Below are 18,258 nucleotides of genomic sequence, written 5' to 3'. Positions count from 1 at the left end.
TGTCTTAAGACAGCCGAGCTAACTCCCTTGTTCCAAAGGTTATTTCTTACGGTTTATATCAATGCGAATAACCGCATGACTTCTTTTTTGATATTGATAGCTGCGTTATAGTCACGACTGATTGTTAGTCCACACGAACACGCATACGTACGTTCAGATAGTGACATTTCTTTTTTGTTCCCACAACGACTACACATCTTTGTAGAAGGAAACCATTTATCTATTTTCACAAGCTGTTTTCCTTGTTCTTGTAGCTTATATGCTAAAAATGTCGTGAACATCCTCCAACCGTTGTCCGCTACACTCTTACCAAATCTAAGTGCTCGTGACATTCCTTTCATATGTAAGTCTTCGATTGCTACAACGTCAAAACTCGTAGCTAATTCTTTAGACTTATGATGAAGAAAATTTTTACGTTGATTGGCGACCTTTTCATGCAATTTCGCTACACGAATGCGTTGCTTATTCCAGCGTTCTGAACCTTTAACACGTCTTGCTAATACTCGTTGTGCCTTCGCTAATTTTTCTAACATCTGACGATAAAAGCGAGGATAATTGTCTTTCTCATCTTCGCTACTCACATACAATTCAGCCATTGCGAAGTCTAATCCAACTACAGTTTGTACTTCTTTTTGTACAATCTCTTTTTCATATTCAGTCAAGATGGACACATAGTATTTACCAGTAGGTGTCATCGAAATCGTACACGATTTGATGATATGTTTTGGCGGGATTTCCCTATGTTGCTTCAGTTTCACCATTTTCAACTTTGGTAATTTGATATAACCATGAAATAACATAATATTTCCGTTTACTCCATTCGTTGTATAGGATTTTCTACTCTTTTTACTTTTGAATGTAGGAAAATCACTTTGACCACTAAAAAAATTCTTATACGCAGTTTGCAAGTTTAATTGCGCGTTGGCCAATGCCAATGAATCAACTTCTTTCAACCATTCATACTCTGTCTTATATTTTGCAGGAGTAGGGAATTTTTCTTTCTTTAGTTCTTCCTTGCCCTCTTTATATTTTTCATATACTTCTATTCGTTCAGCCAGCATTTTTTTATACACAAAACGTACACACCCGAATGTTTTTCGTATGAGATGTGCTTGTTTTTCTGTTGGATACAGACGAAATTTATACGCCTTATTCTGCTTTGACATATCTATTCACCTCATTTTCCATAAGCTATGACGGTGATCACACAACCTGAACACTACAAGATTTTTATCTACTTTCATTGTTATACCAAAATTCCCCTCTTATAAGACTGATTATATCAGAGGCGAAATAAATAGGAAAATCAAATATTTGACTACACCAAACCGAAATTCATCTCCCACCTGCCGCTAGACTATCGTCTTTCACACGCCTGAGGAAGGAGACTTCTTTCGGATAATATGTTAAATATTTTCATTTATAATTCTCTATTTTTCTATACTTTTCATACCGCTGTTGTATAAGCTCTTCCGAGGATAATAGTATCAATTTTTTTAGAGATGATTCGATTACAGATTCAATCACTTTTGCCTGTGATTTTATATCATTTTGTGCTCCACCTTTAATTTCAGGAATGATTTCATCAATAATCCCTAAATGTTTTAAATCTTTTGCTGAAATTTTCATATGTTCAGCAGCTTCTGGAGCATACTTAGCGTCCTTCCATAGGATAGATGCTGCTCCTTCTGGCGAAATTACCGAGTACCATGAATACTCTAACATATGGATATGGTTACCGACACTAATGCCAAGAGCTCCACCACTTGATGCCTCTCCAATTACAATACAAACAATTGGCACTTTAAGTGTAATCATTTCAAATAGATTTCGAGCTATCGCTTCAGAAATTCCACGTTCTTCAGACCCTATCCCTGGATAGGCGCCTATTGTATCAATAAATGTAATAATAGGGCGATTAAATTTATCAGCTTGTTTCATAAGTCTTAGCGCTTTTCTATAACCTTCTGGATGTGCCATTCCAAAATTTCTTTCTATACTTTCCTTTGTATTTCTACCTCTTTGATGACCAATAACCGTAACGGGCATTCCTTTAAATTTTGCAATACCACCTATCATTGCTTTATCATCACCATATAATCGATCACCATGAAGTTCGAGAAAGTTTGTAAACAATAAAGGTATATAGCCCAATGTCGTGGGGCGGTTACGTAGCCTTGCAATTTGAACTCGTTGAAAAGGTGTAATATTAGAATAAATTTTATCTTGCATTTTATTTAAACGTTTTTCTAATTCATGAATTTTTGACGATAAATCTACATTATTTTCTTTCATAATTTTCTTTAATTCATCAAATTTCTCTTTTAATTCAATAATAGGACGTTCAAAATGCAAACTCATTTTATCCTCCAAATGTTATGACTTACCTCACTCTAATCAAAAGGCTTAGAAATAGAATCAATAAATAATTCAAAACCATCCACAACTATTTTTTGTTCTGATTCTGATAAATTATTGAGAATACTTTGATAAAATGCAATAGATTGCTCTCTTAAGCAATTAACAGTTATGTGACCTTTTTCCGTGAGGTGCAGAAAAAGTTCTCTTCTATTTTTTTCATTTACTTCACGATAAATAAGCCCCTTTTTTACTAACTTATCTACCAATCTACTTACAGTTGAAGTCTCTAATCTAAGTTTATTGGATAGTTGCCAAACAGTTAATTTTTCCACCTCTAGTTCCTCTAACGCCATCATTTGAGAAGTTGGTAAAGGTTTTTCAAATGGTCCTTTGGGCAAATTTTGAGATTCAAAAACCCCAGTTATTATAATCATTTTCTTAATATCTGTTCTTAGTTTTAAGGCATCTTCTCTTTTCAAATAGGTCACCCTCCTACAACTAATGTATCATACATCAATTGTATTATACATGAATATGTTTTTTTCACAAGCTTAACGTAAGCCAATATTACAACATGGACGAGATATTTCTCCTTGTTAAAATGGGATAAGTGGATTGTTTTCTACAAATGGCAGAACATCAATTATGTATCAGGAGCCTTTATGGGGTACCGCTCATCGCAATCAAGCTAAGAAAATAAAACTACCCAAAAAACGAAAATTTTGTGATAACTTGTAACAAAAAACTCATAATTTTTTTGGGGAGTTCTAAATTCTTAAGTTGATGGGCATGTGACGATACCCCAAAAAGAAAAAAGGCATTAATTATATGCCTTTTTTCTTTATCATCATTTAACTGGATAACAAACTTCTGTAACCCACTTATTAGGATCCGATTGCATCGCTGGGCTCACATGATAAATATTAAACATCGGGCCTACTAATTCGTAACCTTCTGTCTCAATCCATTTTGCTGCAGCCTCATTTACAGCTGTCATCTGTTCATAACTTCCATTAACCGTTATGGAAGCTACATTAGTGGATTCGATTTTTTTAAATGTAACGTCTTTTGTATTTTCATGCTTACCTAAAATACTTAGCTGTATTTCTACATCTACATCATTTTCTTTGTATTCACGATCATGGAAAACCGCAATACTATAACTCGGATGGGCAATACTAATATTTTTCATTTGAATTTCTTGCATTAATATACCCCATAAATCCCCTTCACAATTATATGATGGAATAATCTTTCTAACACTAGCTACATTTCTATCTGGAATCTCTTTTATTGAAACATGATAGTTCATCTCAACAACATCCTCTCTCATCGTTTTCATTGAGGCTTCGAGAAGACGTAATTGTTTTTGGAGGTCATCCATATCATCCTTTATTTGAGCACTACGATTTTCAAATTGTGATTTTATTACTTCCATATTATCGCTTGCTACTATTTCTTTAATAGTAGCAATATTAAATCCCATATCTTTTAATGTTTGAATTTGATTTACTTTCTTTAATTGAGCTGCTGAATAATATCGATATCCACTTTGTTCATCAACTTTTACTGGTTGTAATAATTCCACTTTATCGTAGTGTCTCAACATACGAATACTAATGGAAGATAGTTTTGAAAAGTCCCCTATTTTAAACATATTTTCCTCCCATAAATTACATCTACTTCGAAGCTCAACTTCATCTTAAACAATGACATCGTGTGAGAGTCAACTGTTTATAACACTTGAATTATATTTCTTTAATTATTTCCCCTTATACTCTCTTCCGTCTTAAGGCTATAAAGATTGATATTAATCCGTTCACAACTAATAAAGTTACTATAATATTTGTAAGAAAGGCTACATCTGCCGCAAATATTTTAATTGTTTTCCATGGTGAGCTCGTACTATAAGTAAGAAGCGGGATGAAAATAATAGATAATAGTAGAAATAGATTTCCTACAAATAACCAAGTTAGTTTTTTAACATTTTTCTTATGCCTATACTTTTTAACAAACATAATTGGCGAAATGAAAAGCACGAGTATAACTATCGACATAACAATTTGTGTAAATGGTATGTTTCTAGGTGGATCAATTGGTTCTTTTCCATTCAAAATACTAATAATCCCATTTTTCAACACTGATAACGCTGGCTCTTCTAATACATGATTTTTATTTGTTAAAATAACACCACCCCAGCCACTTTTATTTAAAATAAATATTTCTGCACGAGCATCGGGCGTGGATCCTGAATGCCAAATCATCGTTTCGCTTTCATTTATATTTGTTGTTCTTAATCCAAAACCATAACTTTTTTCTGAATTTATTTTATAAAGTGGTGAAAGATAAAGATCCATGTTTTCTTGCTTTAAAAATTGAACATCCTCAGGCCGATTCAAAAACATAATATATTGAATCATATCTTCTAAATTTGCAGTAATATAGCCATACGATGCGCCAGAATTATCATAGGACACTACACTTTTTCTTGGTAAGCCAAACCAAGACTGATAACCTGTTAAATAATCCTTTTCATATGCAGTTTCTTTACTTGCTGCTGCACCATTCATATTTAACGGCTGAAAAACATGCTTTTCCATATATGATGAATACGTTTCATTTGTGACCTCTTCAATAAGAGCACCTAAAACAATATAATTCGCATTACTATATTGATATTTTTCTCCTGGTGAGGCATTTAATTTTACATTTAAAAGTTTCTTTACATTTTCTTTTAAAGCTGAAGAACTTTTGGATTGTATATCTGATAATGCCAAACCTTCGTATGTGTTTATTCCGCTTGTATGAGTTAGTAGGTTTCGGATTGTTATAGTGGCGGTTAATTGATTGTCTTTTAATTTAAACCAAGGAAGGTGTTGTTGAACTGAATCCTCTAATTTTATTTTTTTATCTTCAATTAATTTCAATATAGCTAAAGCTGTTAAAGATTTACTTATTGAGCCAATTGCGAATGGTGTTTTACTAGTTACCTTTTTTTCAGATTCTCCAGTAATTCCTATCGTTTGTGTGAAAAATACATCTTTTTTATGTACAATTGCAACAGAAGCTCCTGGAATATTCTGCTCTTTTATAAATTTTTCAATATACTTATCCAATGCAATTTTAATATTTTGCTGAGCGTAAACTTTTGGATCTGTAATACATAACATTAATACATTACAAAGAATATAAATTAGAGATATTTTATAGATTGCATTCTTCATTATGCTTTAGAGAGCTTTCTTTTTTTATAACTTACTAAACTAATGAATACTACTATAGAGAGCATAAAACTAATCATTATTAATAATGAATTCCACCATTGATTTTCTGAAATACGATATAGAAGATTATACTGAAATGTATTTTTACTATTAGTTGGATTTAATGATCTAGTTAAAAATATTGTAAATGTAGTTTGCGAGATGAGGTAAGTAATAACCGCGATGAATATGCCGCGTAAGAAAGTTTTGTTTAATTTACCCTTTTCATTTTTAGGTTGTTTCATTTTAACTTGTAAATCAATTTCATTTATTTCTAAATAATCTTGAACAAATAATTGAGGTGTACCTAAATCATCTATACTATCTTCACCATGTTCACGACATTCTTGAATATGTTCTAATATTTGTCGCTTAACATTTTCCATTTCTTCTAAACTAATATCGTATTGCTGTAATTCCTTAAGTACGTCTGTTAAAAATTGCTTTTCTTTACCTATTAATCTATTCCTCATTTCAGAAGGTCTCCTTTCGAGCCGTTTTTTAATAATGTTTGAATATCCGATTGCAATTCTAACCACTCATTAATTTTTTTCTCAAGACGTATTTTCCCGTTTTCATTAATTTCATAATAAATCCTAACTTTACCACTGTCTGTTACTTCTTGATAAGTATTAACCCACTCTTGATTTTTCAACTTAGTTAGAATAGGGTAAATACTTCCTACTCCTTTCAATTTTAAATTGTTTACTTCAAGTTCTTTCATAATCTCATAACCATAACTTTTCTTTTTCGACAAAATAGATAATACACACATTTCTAAATGACCTTTAATTAAACTTGTTCTATCCATAGGATAAATTTAACAGAAATATATACTTCATTCAAGTATATATTTCTGTTAAATCCAAAAAATCAGACAACAGAACGAAGATATTATAAGCAAAAGATATTACTTGCGAACTGTTTTTACCCCTAACAATCACTTTTATAATATAATAATTACATAATATATCAACTGTTTGTCCCTTTTATTTTTCTATCTCTCCTCCATATACTTAGTTGGAAATGTAGTATACGGGACATAAAAATACTAAAAAATCCAATTCCTTAATTTTCACATTAAGAAATTGGATCTTCTTTCATTACCTTGTAATACTCATACTGCGTTATTATTAACATTATAAAGAATATACGTTTTATATAAGTTATGTTAATAACACCTTAACTAATAAAATTTTATTGATTACTCTCAAGACATTCATAAACCGCCATCATTTCTCGTTTATCCAATTCGCGAATGCGATTAAAAATTGGTATTTGCTCAACAGCTTCTGTTAATAAGCTCTCATCCACAACATCACTAACTTTTCCAGTTAACCATATTTGTACATCCACGCCTTCAACAACTTCTTTTAACCCTTCGTCATTAATACCAGTTGCATTACAAGTTACACATGGGATTGTTAATTTAAAGACACCATCATGTAAATTATCTTCAGTTATAACTTTCTTGCCTTTACAAAATGGACATGGATTACTTTTTCTAATTTTATTGATTTGGGTAACTAACTTTTTGTATCCAAACGCTTCGTATACATACGTAAGTTTTTTATATTTACCATTTGTGAAATACTTATCTATAATGTTTTCTCTCGTTTCATAAACATTAGGGAAATCACATACAGTTACTTGATTATTAACACTAATGGATTCGATATTTCCTTTTATTTCATCCCAGAATGGTAAAACATTTTGTAACACCATTTCATAGTTTGAAAAGCTTGCCTGTTCTAATTCAAACATTTTCAGTGCAACTTGTGCTTTTCTTGGCAATAAAGAAACATCTTCTGTCAATCTCATATCGCCACCAACTATAGACTTTAATTTATGAAGTGCAGGTAAATCACCGACTATTTTCAACACTTCATCAACTGGTTGATTGATCATTTCACGAATATCAAAGTTACCAAATTTAAGGGGTTTATGATGCTTTAAAACCGTCCCCTCACAAATTGGACATGTCATCATTTCTTTAGAAGACTTAATTTCTTCTTTAATAGCTGCTTTTGAAATAACAATATATCCACCAATAATCGTATTAAATCCTACCCATGTTCTGCGTGTCTTTCCTTTTTTATCATAAAATGATTTTTCAAAATATCCGTACCAAAACGTATGCTTTTCTTCTTCTGACATATCACTATAGCTCTTTGATAAATCGTGACCAAGCTCATTTTTTATTTCTTCAAATAGAAATTCTATTTTTTCATATTGATAAAATTTTAATACTTTCATGATTTCGGGATCAAATAAACCGTCCCAAAATAGAACATTTTTATCTTGAATTGTAATCTCTTTATCGAAAACTTCAATTTGAAGACGTCCAGAACAAGATGGACAATGATTGTCCTGTGAATAGAAATCAAAACTTCCCGTATCTTTATTAGTTGGATGAGCAGCTACAATATGATTAATTAATCCACCAATTTCATATAAGAAACTATATTGACTATATAAATGTCTTTCAAGATCTATAGCAACAACAGGCGCAATTGTATCAGATTCATATTCACCATAAATTAAACGGGCCATTGATGATAAACTTTTTAAAATACCACCCTTATAAATGTTTTCTGCATTTTTAAAATAGTTAATATGATTTTCTTCTAAATAGTGAACGCCTTCTTTATGCTTAAGTGCTGAAGAAATATGTATTTGCTCAGCATTATTCACACTGCTTTTTTGACGATAATAATCTTCATGACTTACTACATCAAGATGCTTTATAGATTCAGGCTGTCTTTTCCCGAAATCTACAATATAATCAGAGCTTTCTAACATGTAACTATTATGTTCAATCATAATGATAGAGACTAATTCATCTTGCAATATCCCTCTAACACTATCTATAAATTGATTTAAAATATTTTGGGATAAACCTTTTGAAGGCTCATCAAAGATAAATAATGTATGTGGATTTCTTGTGTTCGCAAATAACTCCGAAACTAAATGAACACATTGAAATTCACCCGTTGATAATGTTTGTGTTTTTCGTTCTAACGTTAAATAACCAAGTCCTAATTTAATGAGTAGACTCAAGCGTTTATACGCAATATCTTCATTTGGAAGTTCATCTATAATATCCTCAATCGAACGTTCAAAAATATCATCAATTTCTTCGCTATACTTTGTTAGTTTCTTTTTAATATCTAGGAAAGTGGCTACAGTTGATCGACTTGTAATGGATTGATTTCGATCTTGTCCGACCATAACTAGTTTATCTTTTGGATATCGCTTCAAGAAATCTGTAGCTAAACATTCGTTAACAAGTGTAGATTTCCCACATCCAGATTCTCCTGTAACCGTCACAAGCCTATTTTTAGGAATTTGAAACTCCGTCATTTGGATATTACGGCAATATAATTCTCGGAATGAATAATATTCTGCTGGTACTTCTTTATTTAGATCCGACAGTATTGGTTTTGGCCTTGGTGATTCTTTCACAATTTGTCCACCATATTTTCCACTACCAGGTCCAAAGTACAATTGCTCATCTGTTGTATCCAGCACTGTATCTGAATGATCAATGAGCCAAATTTGATTTTTACACCCTAACTGCTTGATCTCTTCTAATATTTGTAATAATGTTTCATGATCAAGTCCAACTGAAATCTCATCAATAATAATTACAGCATTTTCACTTACTGCCATGAATTCAGCCAAATAAAGTCGTGTTAACTCTCCACCTGACAACGTACCCATAATTCGATTTAATGTTAAATAACCAATGTTCATATTAATTATATTTTGCAGTATATGTTGTTTTGCTTCACTAATATTTAACACTTCCGCTAACGAAAGAATAGATTCAACACTTAAATCATTAATATTTGAAATTGTATGTGGTTTAGCAAATAAATCTATAGTATGTTGTTCGATTTCTTCACTATAACGTTTTCCCTTACATTTTTTACACTCAATATTTTTAGTAGTGCCTCGGCCTTTACAACCAGTACACCAACCTAACTGATTATTAAACGAAAAAACCTCAGGGGAAAGATGAAATACTTCAGCAAGTTTTTCGCGAACTTCAGTAAATACACCAGTATGAGTACCTATCGTTGAACGTGGGTTGGAAGAAATCGATGACTTTCCTAGAAAAAGTACTAAAGGCATATTCTCCATCTTAGTAGCACTAAAATTTGTTTCCATGATATTAGGAAATAAATACTGATATTCAGCCTTTGGCAATAAAGAAACTAATCGTTTTTTTGATTCTTCGCCAATCGTTTGACAAAAAGTTGTTTTACCCGATCCTGATAAACCTGCGATTCCAAACGACTTATTAAATGGAATAGCTGTATCTAATTTATTTATGTTATTAGCAATTAATTGATTTACTTTCATATTAACCTCTATTCTTATTTTTCATCAAAACCATTTTTACAATATAATAATTACATAATGAATATAACCTCTTATGTAATTATCCTCTCACTTCAAGAACCTTGTCCTTATATATTGCAAACCATTGTTGCCATTCATCTTTAGAAAATTCTTTTTCTTCTCCTTCAAGAACGAAAGAAAAAAGATCTAAACAAATATGCCAACCAGCTATGTCTTTCGGTGTATGATCCGTTAAATCATGAATGTATTCTTTAAAAAGTAAAAGAGTACCATTTTCCTCTTTATGTATTTCAAATCGGATACGATCTTTATCCCAAGTAAATTCAAGCACTGCGTTTACTTGACACTCTAAAATATCAATATTTATAAATGAACCGTCCATCATGTCAAACTTGATTATGCCACCTGTTTTAAGGCTTTCAATCTGTAAATTAGACATCCATTTTTTAAGCTTACTGTTTTCTGTTAATACAGACCAAACGTCCTCTATTGTATATGGAAATTCGCGTTCAAATTTTACAATATACCCATCAGTTACTTTTTCAATTTCAGCTATCATATATATTGCCTCCTACCTTCAAATAGAATATATGTTCTCCTTTTATTTTACCCGATTTTATATATAAAATAAATCTTTAAATTATCATAAATAGCCTCTTCCATATTACATACCAATAAAAAAAGCCGCAATTGCGACTCATAAAATTATAGTATTAACTCTTGCTTTTATTGAATGACTTACCGCTTAATCGCATCGACAATTAGCGATGGAAAACCAAGTTTATCGCCTTTATTTCTAGAATCATACTTTTTAGAACGGAAAATAACACCATCGTTTGCATCCCATTCGTTGTAATAAAACTGACCATTTTCATCACAATATTCAAGTAAAACTACCTCAACCCCCGCAGTTTCAAACATTTTCGTTAAGGTTTTATAATTATGAACGATTTTATGACTTGCTGCTGGATGATCTTTCGGACCTGGTCCGCCTATTTGAACTATATTTTGGTACGCTTCATCTTGGAAAAACGCATCAGGAACACCACACCGAATGTGCCCTGCCGGCTTTAAAAATCCATAACAAATTTCTGCTGCCCTTACACCTTCTTCAAATGTAAGGTGTTCCCATACATGCTCAGCTAAAATAGCTGAAATAGAATTGTATTCAAATCTTTCTTCCCAAGTAGCTTTATCTAGTAAATTAAGTTCATCTTCTTGCGTTTGAATCCAACCTGGATTATTATTAAACATTCCAGCTCCGACTACTACTTTAATTTCGTCTTGTTTTATTACCATCAGTTTCACCTCATAGACATTTTAATTTATTAGTATATTCTATGTTTACTATTATCCTTCCTTCTTCGACAAATTTAATAGCATAAGTCCAGTACAATACCAAACTCATGCTGGAAATTTTTCTTACATAAACATAACACACCAAACATTAGCACAAAACCAGTCACGTAAAAACTTGTTGTTCCGCTGCCACCAGTATTAGGAATTACCCAATTATTTTTCACATTTTTCACTGTTAGTTTTTGTGTCCTTACCGCATCTGTAATTTCTATTTCTATTGGATCTCTAAGTAACATATATCCATTTGGCGCTTTTATTTCTTTAATCGTATACTTTCCAAATACTAACTGATTGGAAATCCCCTTTCCTTTTTCATCCGTTGTTAATCTAGTAACTTCTTTACCTTCTTTATCTAAGACTTGAAATACAGCACCTTTTAGTTTTAGATTAATATCCTTATCATCAACTTTCTCAATTTCAATTTGCCCAGTCGGATCTGGTAATTTCTTATTTCCTATTTTAATTTCTACTACTGTATCTTTTTCTATTTTTACAGCTATTGTATCTTTTAATAATTCATAACCTTTAGGTGCTTCTACTTCCACTAGAGTATAGTTACCTATTGGCAATTCTTTTGATATCGCTTCTCCTTGTCCATCTGTTACTAACTCACCAACTACTTTTTTATTTGAATCTTCAATATGAAACTTTGCTCCTGCTAGCTTTTTATTTTTATCGCTCGTATCTACTTTTACTAACTTCATTTTCCCCATTGGATCTGGTAATTTCTTATTCCCTATTTTAATTTCTATTACTACATCTTTTTCTATTTTTACAGCTATTTTATCTTTTAATAATTCATAACCTTTAGGCGCTTCTATTTCCACTAGAGTATAGTTACCAATTGGTAACTCCTTTGATATCGCTTCTCCTTGTCCATCTGTTACTAACTCATCAACTACTTTTTTATTTGAATCTTCAATATGAAACTTTGCTCCTGCTAGCTTTTTATTTTTATCGCTCGTATCTATTTTTACTAACTTCATTTTCCCCATTGGATCTGGTAATTTCTTATTCTCTATTTTAATTTCTACTACTGCATCTTTTTCTACTTTTACAGCTATTTTATCTTTTAATAATTCGTAACCTTTAGGCGCTTCTGTTTCCACAAGAGTATAGTTACCTATCGGTAATTCTTTTGATATCGCTTCTCCTTTTTCATCTGTTATTAACTCGCCAACTATTTTTTTATTTGAATCTTCAATATGAAACTTTGCCCCCATTAATTCTTTATTATCATTATTACTATCTACTTTTTTTATCTTTACTTTTCCTGTACTAGGCTTGTTCCAATGTTGCCAGTTAAATTTGAAATTGTGAAATTCAAATCCACCAGTTTGTTGTACCGCACCGACAAATGCTTGTCCATTAATTGAACCACCTTTTGTTTCTAATACAGCATTTGGAGCAAACACACTCCCAACAACACCATACCCCTCTGTTGTAATTTTTTTTGCATTAGGAAAAACCCATATCACTTTCCCGTATAACTCAGTAAACGGTGAATTAGGAGAATAGGGTTGTGATGTAGGAATTATATCTGTAGCCCTACCAATATTGTTCGTGTCATATAAGATAGCACCATTTTTAAATGTAACCTCTATTGCATCTGAATACATAACGATAAAATCTTTTCCTTTCGCATTAGGTAAAAAGACATCTCTTATATCTAAATTGATTTTCCCTACCAATTCTGATGAAACATAAATATTAGGATTGTTTATATCTTTTCCGATTCCATAACTCATATTTGGAATTGGGGTATTCGTTTTATATTGACCTGCATTTTTACTGACTTGGTTCACTATGTTGTGAAATTCATTAAATTTCGCGTCAATTTCTAGTTTTTCTTTATAAACGATACGATCATAAGAAGATTGTATGATACGATCTGGATCACTCTCTTTTGTCATTACGACTATTCCGTTTTGAATGATAAAGGATTCCTCTCTTGATTTTTTTAATTTTCCAGACAATAACAAGGATGGATATCCTTCATCACCCCATTTTTCCCCAACTATATTAGATGTTCCCGCTGCTGCACCTACAATCGTATAACCAGATGCATCCATATCACCTTGAACTGCAATTGCTCCTTCAATGTCGCCACCTACTGCTTTATGGTTACCAAAGACAACAGCATTATAACGCGATATATCCCCTAGACCTTCTAAGTTAGTCGTGGATCCATATGCTTCTTTTGGTGCATATATGACAAAACTTACACATAACATTAACAAGACCATAAAATGAATACTTACCAACTTTAATCGTAACCTCAATTTCTTTGTTCCCACCTTTACCGTATTTTTTCTACAGTCGAATAAAGTCAAACTTTTTCCAGTGAGGATTTACTTCATCCCCTATATACCTTCTTTGCTTATCTCTGGATTTTCGATTCCATTGCCCATTAATAAAAGATAAATAAATACATTCTATCGAGTTAATTTTTTCTTATAAATTACGACTAGAAACACACATAACAATAGAATTAGGACTACTACGGTCCACTTATTAAACATAAATATCTCTTTATGCATTTTTTGTTTTTCTTTCTCGTTAAACTCCACACGCTCACCTCGAACCAATAATCTATTTGTGTTTACTCCATAAGGCGTACATGTAATTAATGTTATATAATCTTTATTTTCCACAATTTTTAAATCGTCCGTTTCGTGTGGTAACACTATTTTAATTTGATCTACTTTATAAGCAAGAATTTTGTCTAAAGAATGAATATAAAAAATATCTCCTTCACTCAACTTATCTAAATCTGTAAATAATTTTGCTGATGGTAAACCACGATGTCCTGTTAAAATAGTGTGCGTATTTTCTCCACCTACCGGAAGTGAAGAATAATCTAAATGACCTACCCCGCGACTCAATACTTCCTCAGAGGTCCCTTGATAGATTGGTAGTTTTATATTAATTTTCGATATTTCAATATACCCCATTACATCACCTAAATTTAACGCATCGGCATACGCTTGATGATTATTTTTTTCTTCAGAAAATGGATCTGCAAATGTTTTCATGGAAGTTTGAACTTGTTTATTATATTCGGTTGCTTCTTTTTCCCTACGTTCAACTTCTTTCTTTTGTAGTGCTTTAATCTTCTTATCGTAGGAGCTAATCTCAGAATAATGTGCACGAGTCGCCAACCAATTACTAATAGTAGGATATAAAAAAATACCTAATCCAAATAAAAAAATACCTCCTAAAACAAGATTTCGTTTCATATTTTCACCTCTGCATATACTAAAATATCGAAAAGAGGGAAGCATTTTGCTTCTCCCCTTTTTACATCACTTGGTTACATTGTCCTAAAGCCTTAATTATTAGCAAACTTTTTTCTAAAGAAAACAAATACCGCTGTAGCCATTAACGCAAGGCCTAGTACAGTAAATAGAGTCGTTCCGATACCACCCGTTACAGGAAGAATCCATCCACTTTTATTATTTTCAATCGATAATTTAACCGTTTGATTATTTTCGCTAATCTTTACATCAATAGGATCCTTTAATAATTGATATGAAGCTGTTGTACCATCTTCTTTTGTATAAGTTGGTGCTTTCGTTTCAAAAATTTGATAGTCTCCATACGGAATGTTAGTCCATTTAATAACACCATTTTCATCTGATACACCTGTGACTTCTTTACCTGCCACAACAACTATTTTTCCATTTTTATCTTTAAGTACAAACTCCGCACCTTTTAATTTCTTCTTATCAGCACCATCAACTTTTGTTAACTCGATAATTCCAGTTGTCGGAACAACAACTACAGGTTTAGATTCCTTTTCTCCAATTACATCATTTTTATTTATAAAATCAATTTTTGCTGTATTTAAAATTTCTGAACCAGATAGTACTCCTTCTTTTACTTGTGATTTAATTTGTAAATGAAATTCTTTTTTACCATCTAATTTTGTGAAATCTTTTACTGTAGCTGTTACTTTTTGGCCTTCTACAGCTACCTCTACAATGCTTGCATTTACTTCTGCTCCATCAATTTTCACGATTGGTTTTCCTTGAATCATTAAACGATTGTCTAATGTATCTGTTACTACATATTTTTTGTATTCTTTAATGTCTTCTGGAATTAATGTTTTGATATCATAATTGTAATTAGTTAACGGATTAATTGGTAACGCTTCCAAATTACCGTTAATCTTTTTATCAATATTTGGTTCTTCATAGTTTTGCACTTCTACTTTAACTACTGTACCAGAAGTAATTGTTCCATCTTCGTTAATAGTTCCGGAGGTCTTTATAAAAAACTCGTGTTTAGTCGGATCTAGTACATACCCTTTCGGCGCTTTTGTCTCTTGGAAATAGTATTCCCCATACTCTAATCCTTGCACGCGAATATGCCCATTACCATCTGTTGCTAACTCTTTTTTCACTTCTGTACCATCTTTTTTAAATAAAGAGAATACTGCACCTGCTAATGCTTTTTCATTTGCACCACTCTTTACTAAATCAACTGCACCACGTTTAATCTCATTTTTCGGATACATATGAACATCATAGTTTAGCACCTTACCCTCTTTATTCGTTAATGGAATATCCACTGTATACGTATTTGGATTCAGGTTAACATGCGGAGGTCCTGCCACTTCTTTCACTTCATAACGTCCTAGCGGAAGATCTTTTAATACAGCTTGTCCGTTATTATCTGTTACTACTTGAGTTGGAGTTGCTCCCATTACAGGCTTCACATCTTCTTTCACGATTTTCCCATCGTTTGAAATTTTTTCAAACGACGCAACCCTTTTCACTTCAAACGTTACACCTTTTAACGGCTTCGCATTTGTTGGTACCTCTTGATTTGCAGAGCCATCTCCTTCTATTCCCTGTGCGCCATCTTTTTCTTGTTCATATTTATGGATCGTTAAAGTACCTTTGGATGGTGAAGCTGCCTTTACTAATACACTAGACCATGTAGAAAATGTTAAGAAAAATACTAAAAGCACACTAAATATTTTTTTCATTTCTCTTATCCCCTTTACTACTTCTATCATTTTAAAAATCTCTTTATTACTATTACCCTCTTAAAAGTAATAGTGTGCCAAGTACCAGATTTAAACGAGTAACCTAAAACATAGTCGTCCAACAATCCATTGTTTACAATCACTTATTCACTCTTCTTATTTTCTATTATTACGTTGTCTCTCCGTACGATATATGTAGTTTTCCCCCTGAATTACACTTATATCTCTACTTCAAAAATCATTACATATTAACTTCTATCGCAAATTTCCATTAATTACTTAACTTCAATTCATTAATCGCTCCCTTCCTATCCCTATTTAAAATCCAATCTTAATCATTTTTGATACATATAAGCAATGAACAACGAATAAGTGTGACAATTCATATTTTACGTTACTCCCTAAAACTATTACCTGTATATTCAAATAATATGTGCTATTCATGTTAAATTATGGTATTATTCTTAGAAGTTTATAATTTTTATAGATAAAATTTTTCCGTTTCTACTTATGAAAAAAGGGAATATGTAAACATTCAACTATTACACACAACTGTAAGGAGGAATAATATGACTAAAAAGCTCAGTCTAGTTGAGATAGAGTACATTTGTAATATGTTTTTCCAATCTTTCGAAATTCCAGTTTGTTTTTTAGATTGTAACAAAAATATTCTTTTAGAATTTACATCAAAAGATGATTCACATTCGTTCTATAAATCAAAAATAGAACAGTTACATGTGCTTTTTCAAAAAAATGATTCAAATAATTCACCTATCTTCAGAACTCACCAATATTTAGGGCACTTCATTTTAATTCACATAAAGAGCCATTATATGGTGAACGGTACTGTTATTATTGGGCCCTTGACACATGTAAATTTTTCTACAAGTAAAGCGGATAGTAACCTTAATTTTATTTCGAATTATAAAAGAACAAGAGATCATTATTTTTCATTGTCAGTCAAAGATCAAAATTTCTTTGTAAATATAGCAATATTGTTCTATAACATTCTCTATAAAAAAAATTCAGATGTAAGTACCTTTTCAAATAACAGTGACTCATTTCATGTAAGTCATAGCAGTATCTTAAACGAGGATGTATATATTTCAATGCAAAAAAACGAATCTATCTGTCATAATTTGTATATAGAGAACCAACTACTTGGAGCTATAGAAAACGGGGATAAAGAAAGTGTACTCAAATATTATTACGAATTCCAACAAGAGACTTTTTCATCCTTATCTTCGTTCCATCAATTAAGACGTCATAAAAACATTTGTATTTCATCCATCACACTTGCTACTAGATATGCTATAAAAGGAGGGCTTCCTTCCGGGATTGCTTACAAGATTTACGATCTACACATCCAAAAGACAGAGGGTTTAAAAGACAAAGAATCTGTTTGGGATTTATTAAGAAATGTTTTCTGTACTTTTGCAGACCGTGTAAAAGCACAAAAAGTACAGAAATACTCAAAGACTATCGTTATTTGCAAAAACTATATTTTTGAAAATATTTACAATCAAATATCTGTTAAACAACTTGCTAAATTTGCAAATGTAAATTCAGATTATTTATCTATATTATTCAAAAAAGAAGTCGGTATTTCATTAATTGAGTACATTCAACGTGAACGAATCGAAGAAGCAAAAAAATTATTAACTTTCACAACCTATCCCTTATCAGACATATGTGCTTCGCTCAACTTTAGTGATCAAAGCTATTTTACTAAAATTTTTAAAAAATTCACTAACGAAACACCTGGTAAATACCGAAAATCTCATGTTGTCATATAGAGTTAAACTTTCATTAAAACAAAGTGTTTTTAGTAACTTTTCAATGGCAGATTAAAATTACTTCCACATTCATGACCTTTTGAATTTAGGCTATTTTTAAATCAAAAAACACGTTACT

14 protein-coding genes are annotated in these 18,258 nt (G+C 31.6%); 1 reads left to right on the top strand and 13 read right to left on the bottom strand.

Going from position 1 to position 18,258, the window contains the following annotated elements; genetic code table 11:
• Positions 1–53: 53 nt before the first annotated feature.
• From MR115_RS01040 to MR115_RS00980, 13 genes are all read right to left on the bottom strand, one after another.
• Positions 54–1,166 (bottom strand): RNA-guided endonuclease TnpB family protein, encoded by a 1,113-nt coding sequence (locus MR115_RS01040; RefSeq protein ID WP_242239344.1) that lies wholly within the window; start codon positions 1,164–1,166, stop codon positions 54–56.
• A gap of 250 nt (positions 1,167–1,416) precedes the next feature.
• A complete protein-coding gene (locus tag MR115_RS01035) occupies positions 1,417–2,361 on the bottom strand; it encodes an acetyl-CoA carboxylase carboxyltransferase subunit alpha (RefSeq protein WP_242239342.1) in 945 nt (314 codons plus the stop codon).
• A gap of 32 nt (positions 2,362–2,393) precedes the next feature.
• Entirely contained in the window at positions 2,394–2,840 is a 447-nt protein-coding gene (locus tag MR115_RS01030) for a MarR family winged helix-turn-helix transcriptional regulator (RefSeq protein ID WP_098586706.1), read from the bottom strand.
• Between the two features lie 368 nt (positions 2,841–3,208).
• Entirely contained in the window at positions 3,209–4,018 is an 810-nt protein-coding gene (locus MR115_RS01025) for a MerR family transcriptional regulator (protein WP_242239339.1), read from the bottom strand.
• Between the two features lie 115 nt (positions 4,019–4,133).
• Positions 4,134–5,585: a serine hydrolase domain-containing protein gene (locus MR115_RS01020; protein WP_242239337.1), complete on the bottom strand. Its 1,452-nt coding sequence runs from the start codon at positions 5,583–5,585 to the stop codon at positions 4,134–4,136.
• Positions 5,585–6,097, bottom strand: coding sequence for a hypothetical protein (locus MR115_RS01015; protein ID WP_242239335.1), 513 nt, complete (start codon positions 6,095–6,097; stop codon positions 5,585–5,587). Before MR115_RS01015 ends, MR115_RS01020 begins: the two co-directional genes overlap by 1 nt.
• On the bottom strand, positions 6,094–6,435 hold the full coding sequence (locus tag MR115_RS01010; RefSeq protein WP_061680380.1) for a PadR family transcriptional regulator: 342 nt from the start codon (positions 6,433–6,435) through the stop codon (positions 6,094–6,096). The genes MR115_RS01015 and MR115_RS01010 overlap by 4 nt, the downstream gene beginning before the upstream one ends.
• A 386-nt stretch (positions 6,436–6,821) precedes the next feature.
• Positions 6,822–9,992 carry an ATP-binding cassette domain-containing protein gene (locus tag MR115_RS01005; RefSeq protein WP_242239333.1) on the bottom strand — a complete coding sequence of 1,057 codons (3,171 nt, stop codon included), beginning with the start codon at positions 9,990–9,992 and terminating at the stop codon, positions 6,822–6,824.
• 79 nt (positions 9,993–10,071) lie between these two features.
• Complete coding sequence (locus MR115_RS01000; protein ID WP_242239332.1) at positions 10,072–10,551, bottom strand: SRPBCC family protein; 480 nt, start codon at positions 10,549–10,551, stop codon at positions 10,072–10,074.
• A gap of 179 nt (positions 10,552–10,730) precedes the next feature.
• On the bottom strand, positions 10,731–11,291 hold the full coding sequence (locus MR115_RS00995; protein WP_242239331.1) for a class I SAM-dependent methyltransferase: 561 nt from the start codon (positions 11,289–11,291) through the stop codon (positions 10,731–10,733).
• Between the two features lie 74 nt (positions 11,292–11,365).
• On the bottom strand, positions 11,366–13,633 hold the full coding sequence (locus MR115_RS00990) for an MSCRAMM family protein (RefSeq protein WP_242239330.1): 2,268 nt from the start codon (positions 13,631–13,633) through the stop codon (positions 11,366–11,368).
• Between the two features lie 153 nt (positions 13,634–13,786).
• Positions 13,787–14,590 carry a class C sortase gene (locus MR115_RS00985; protein ID WP_242239329.1) on the bottom strand — a complete coding sequence of 268 codons (804 nt, stop codon included), beginning with the start codon at positions 14,588–14,590 and terminating at the stop codon, positions 13,787–13,789.
• Between the two features lie 92 nt (positions 14,591–14,682).
• On the bottom strand, positions 14,683–16,344 hold the full coding sequence (locus tag MR115_RS00980; RefSeq protein WP_242239328.1) for a SpaA isopeptide-forming pilin-related protein: 1,662 nt from the start codon (positions 16,342–16,344) through the stop codon (positions 14,683–14,685).
• Positions 16,345–16,913: 569 nt separating this feature from the next.
• Between MR115_RS00980 and MR115_RS00975 the strand changes: the two genes are divergently transcribed.
• Entirely contained in the window at positions 16,914–18,140 is a 1,227-nt protein-coding gene (locus MR115_RS00975) for an AraC family transcriptional regulator (RefSeq protein WP_242239327.1), read from the top strand.
• The last annotated feature ends 118 nt before the right edge of the window (positions 18,141–18,258 follow it).

Source organism: Bacillus cereus group sp. BfR-BA-01309 (assembly GCF_022664315.1).
GTDB classification, from domain to species: Bacteria; Bacillota; Bacilli; order Bacillales; family Bacillaceae_G; genus Bacillus_A; species Bacillus_A mobilis.
The sequence above is the reverse complement of the archived record's forward strand: the minus strand, read 5'-3'. Positions and strand labels throughout refer to the sequence as shown.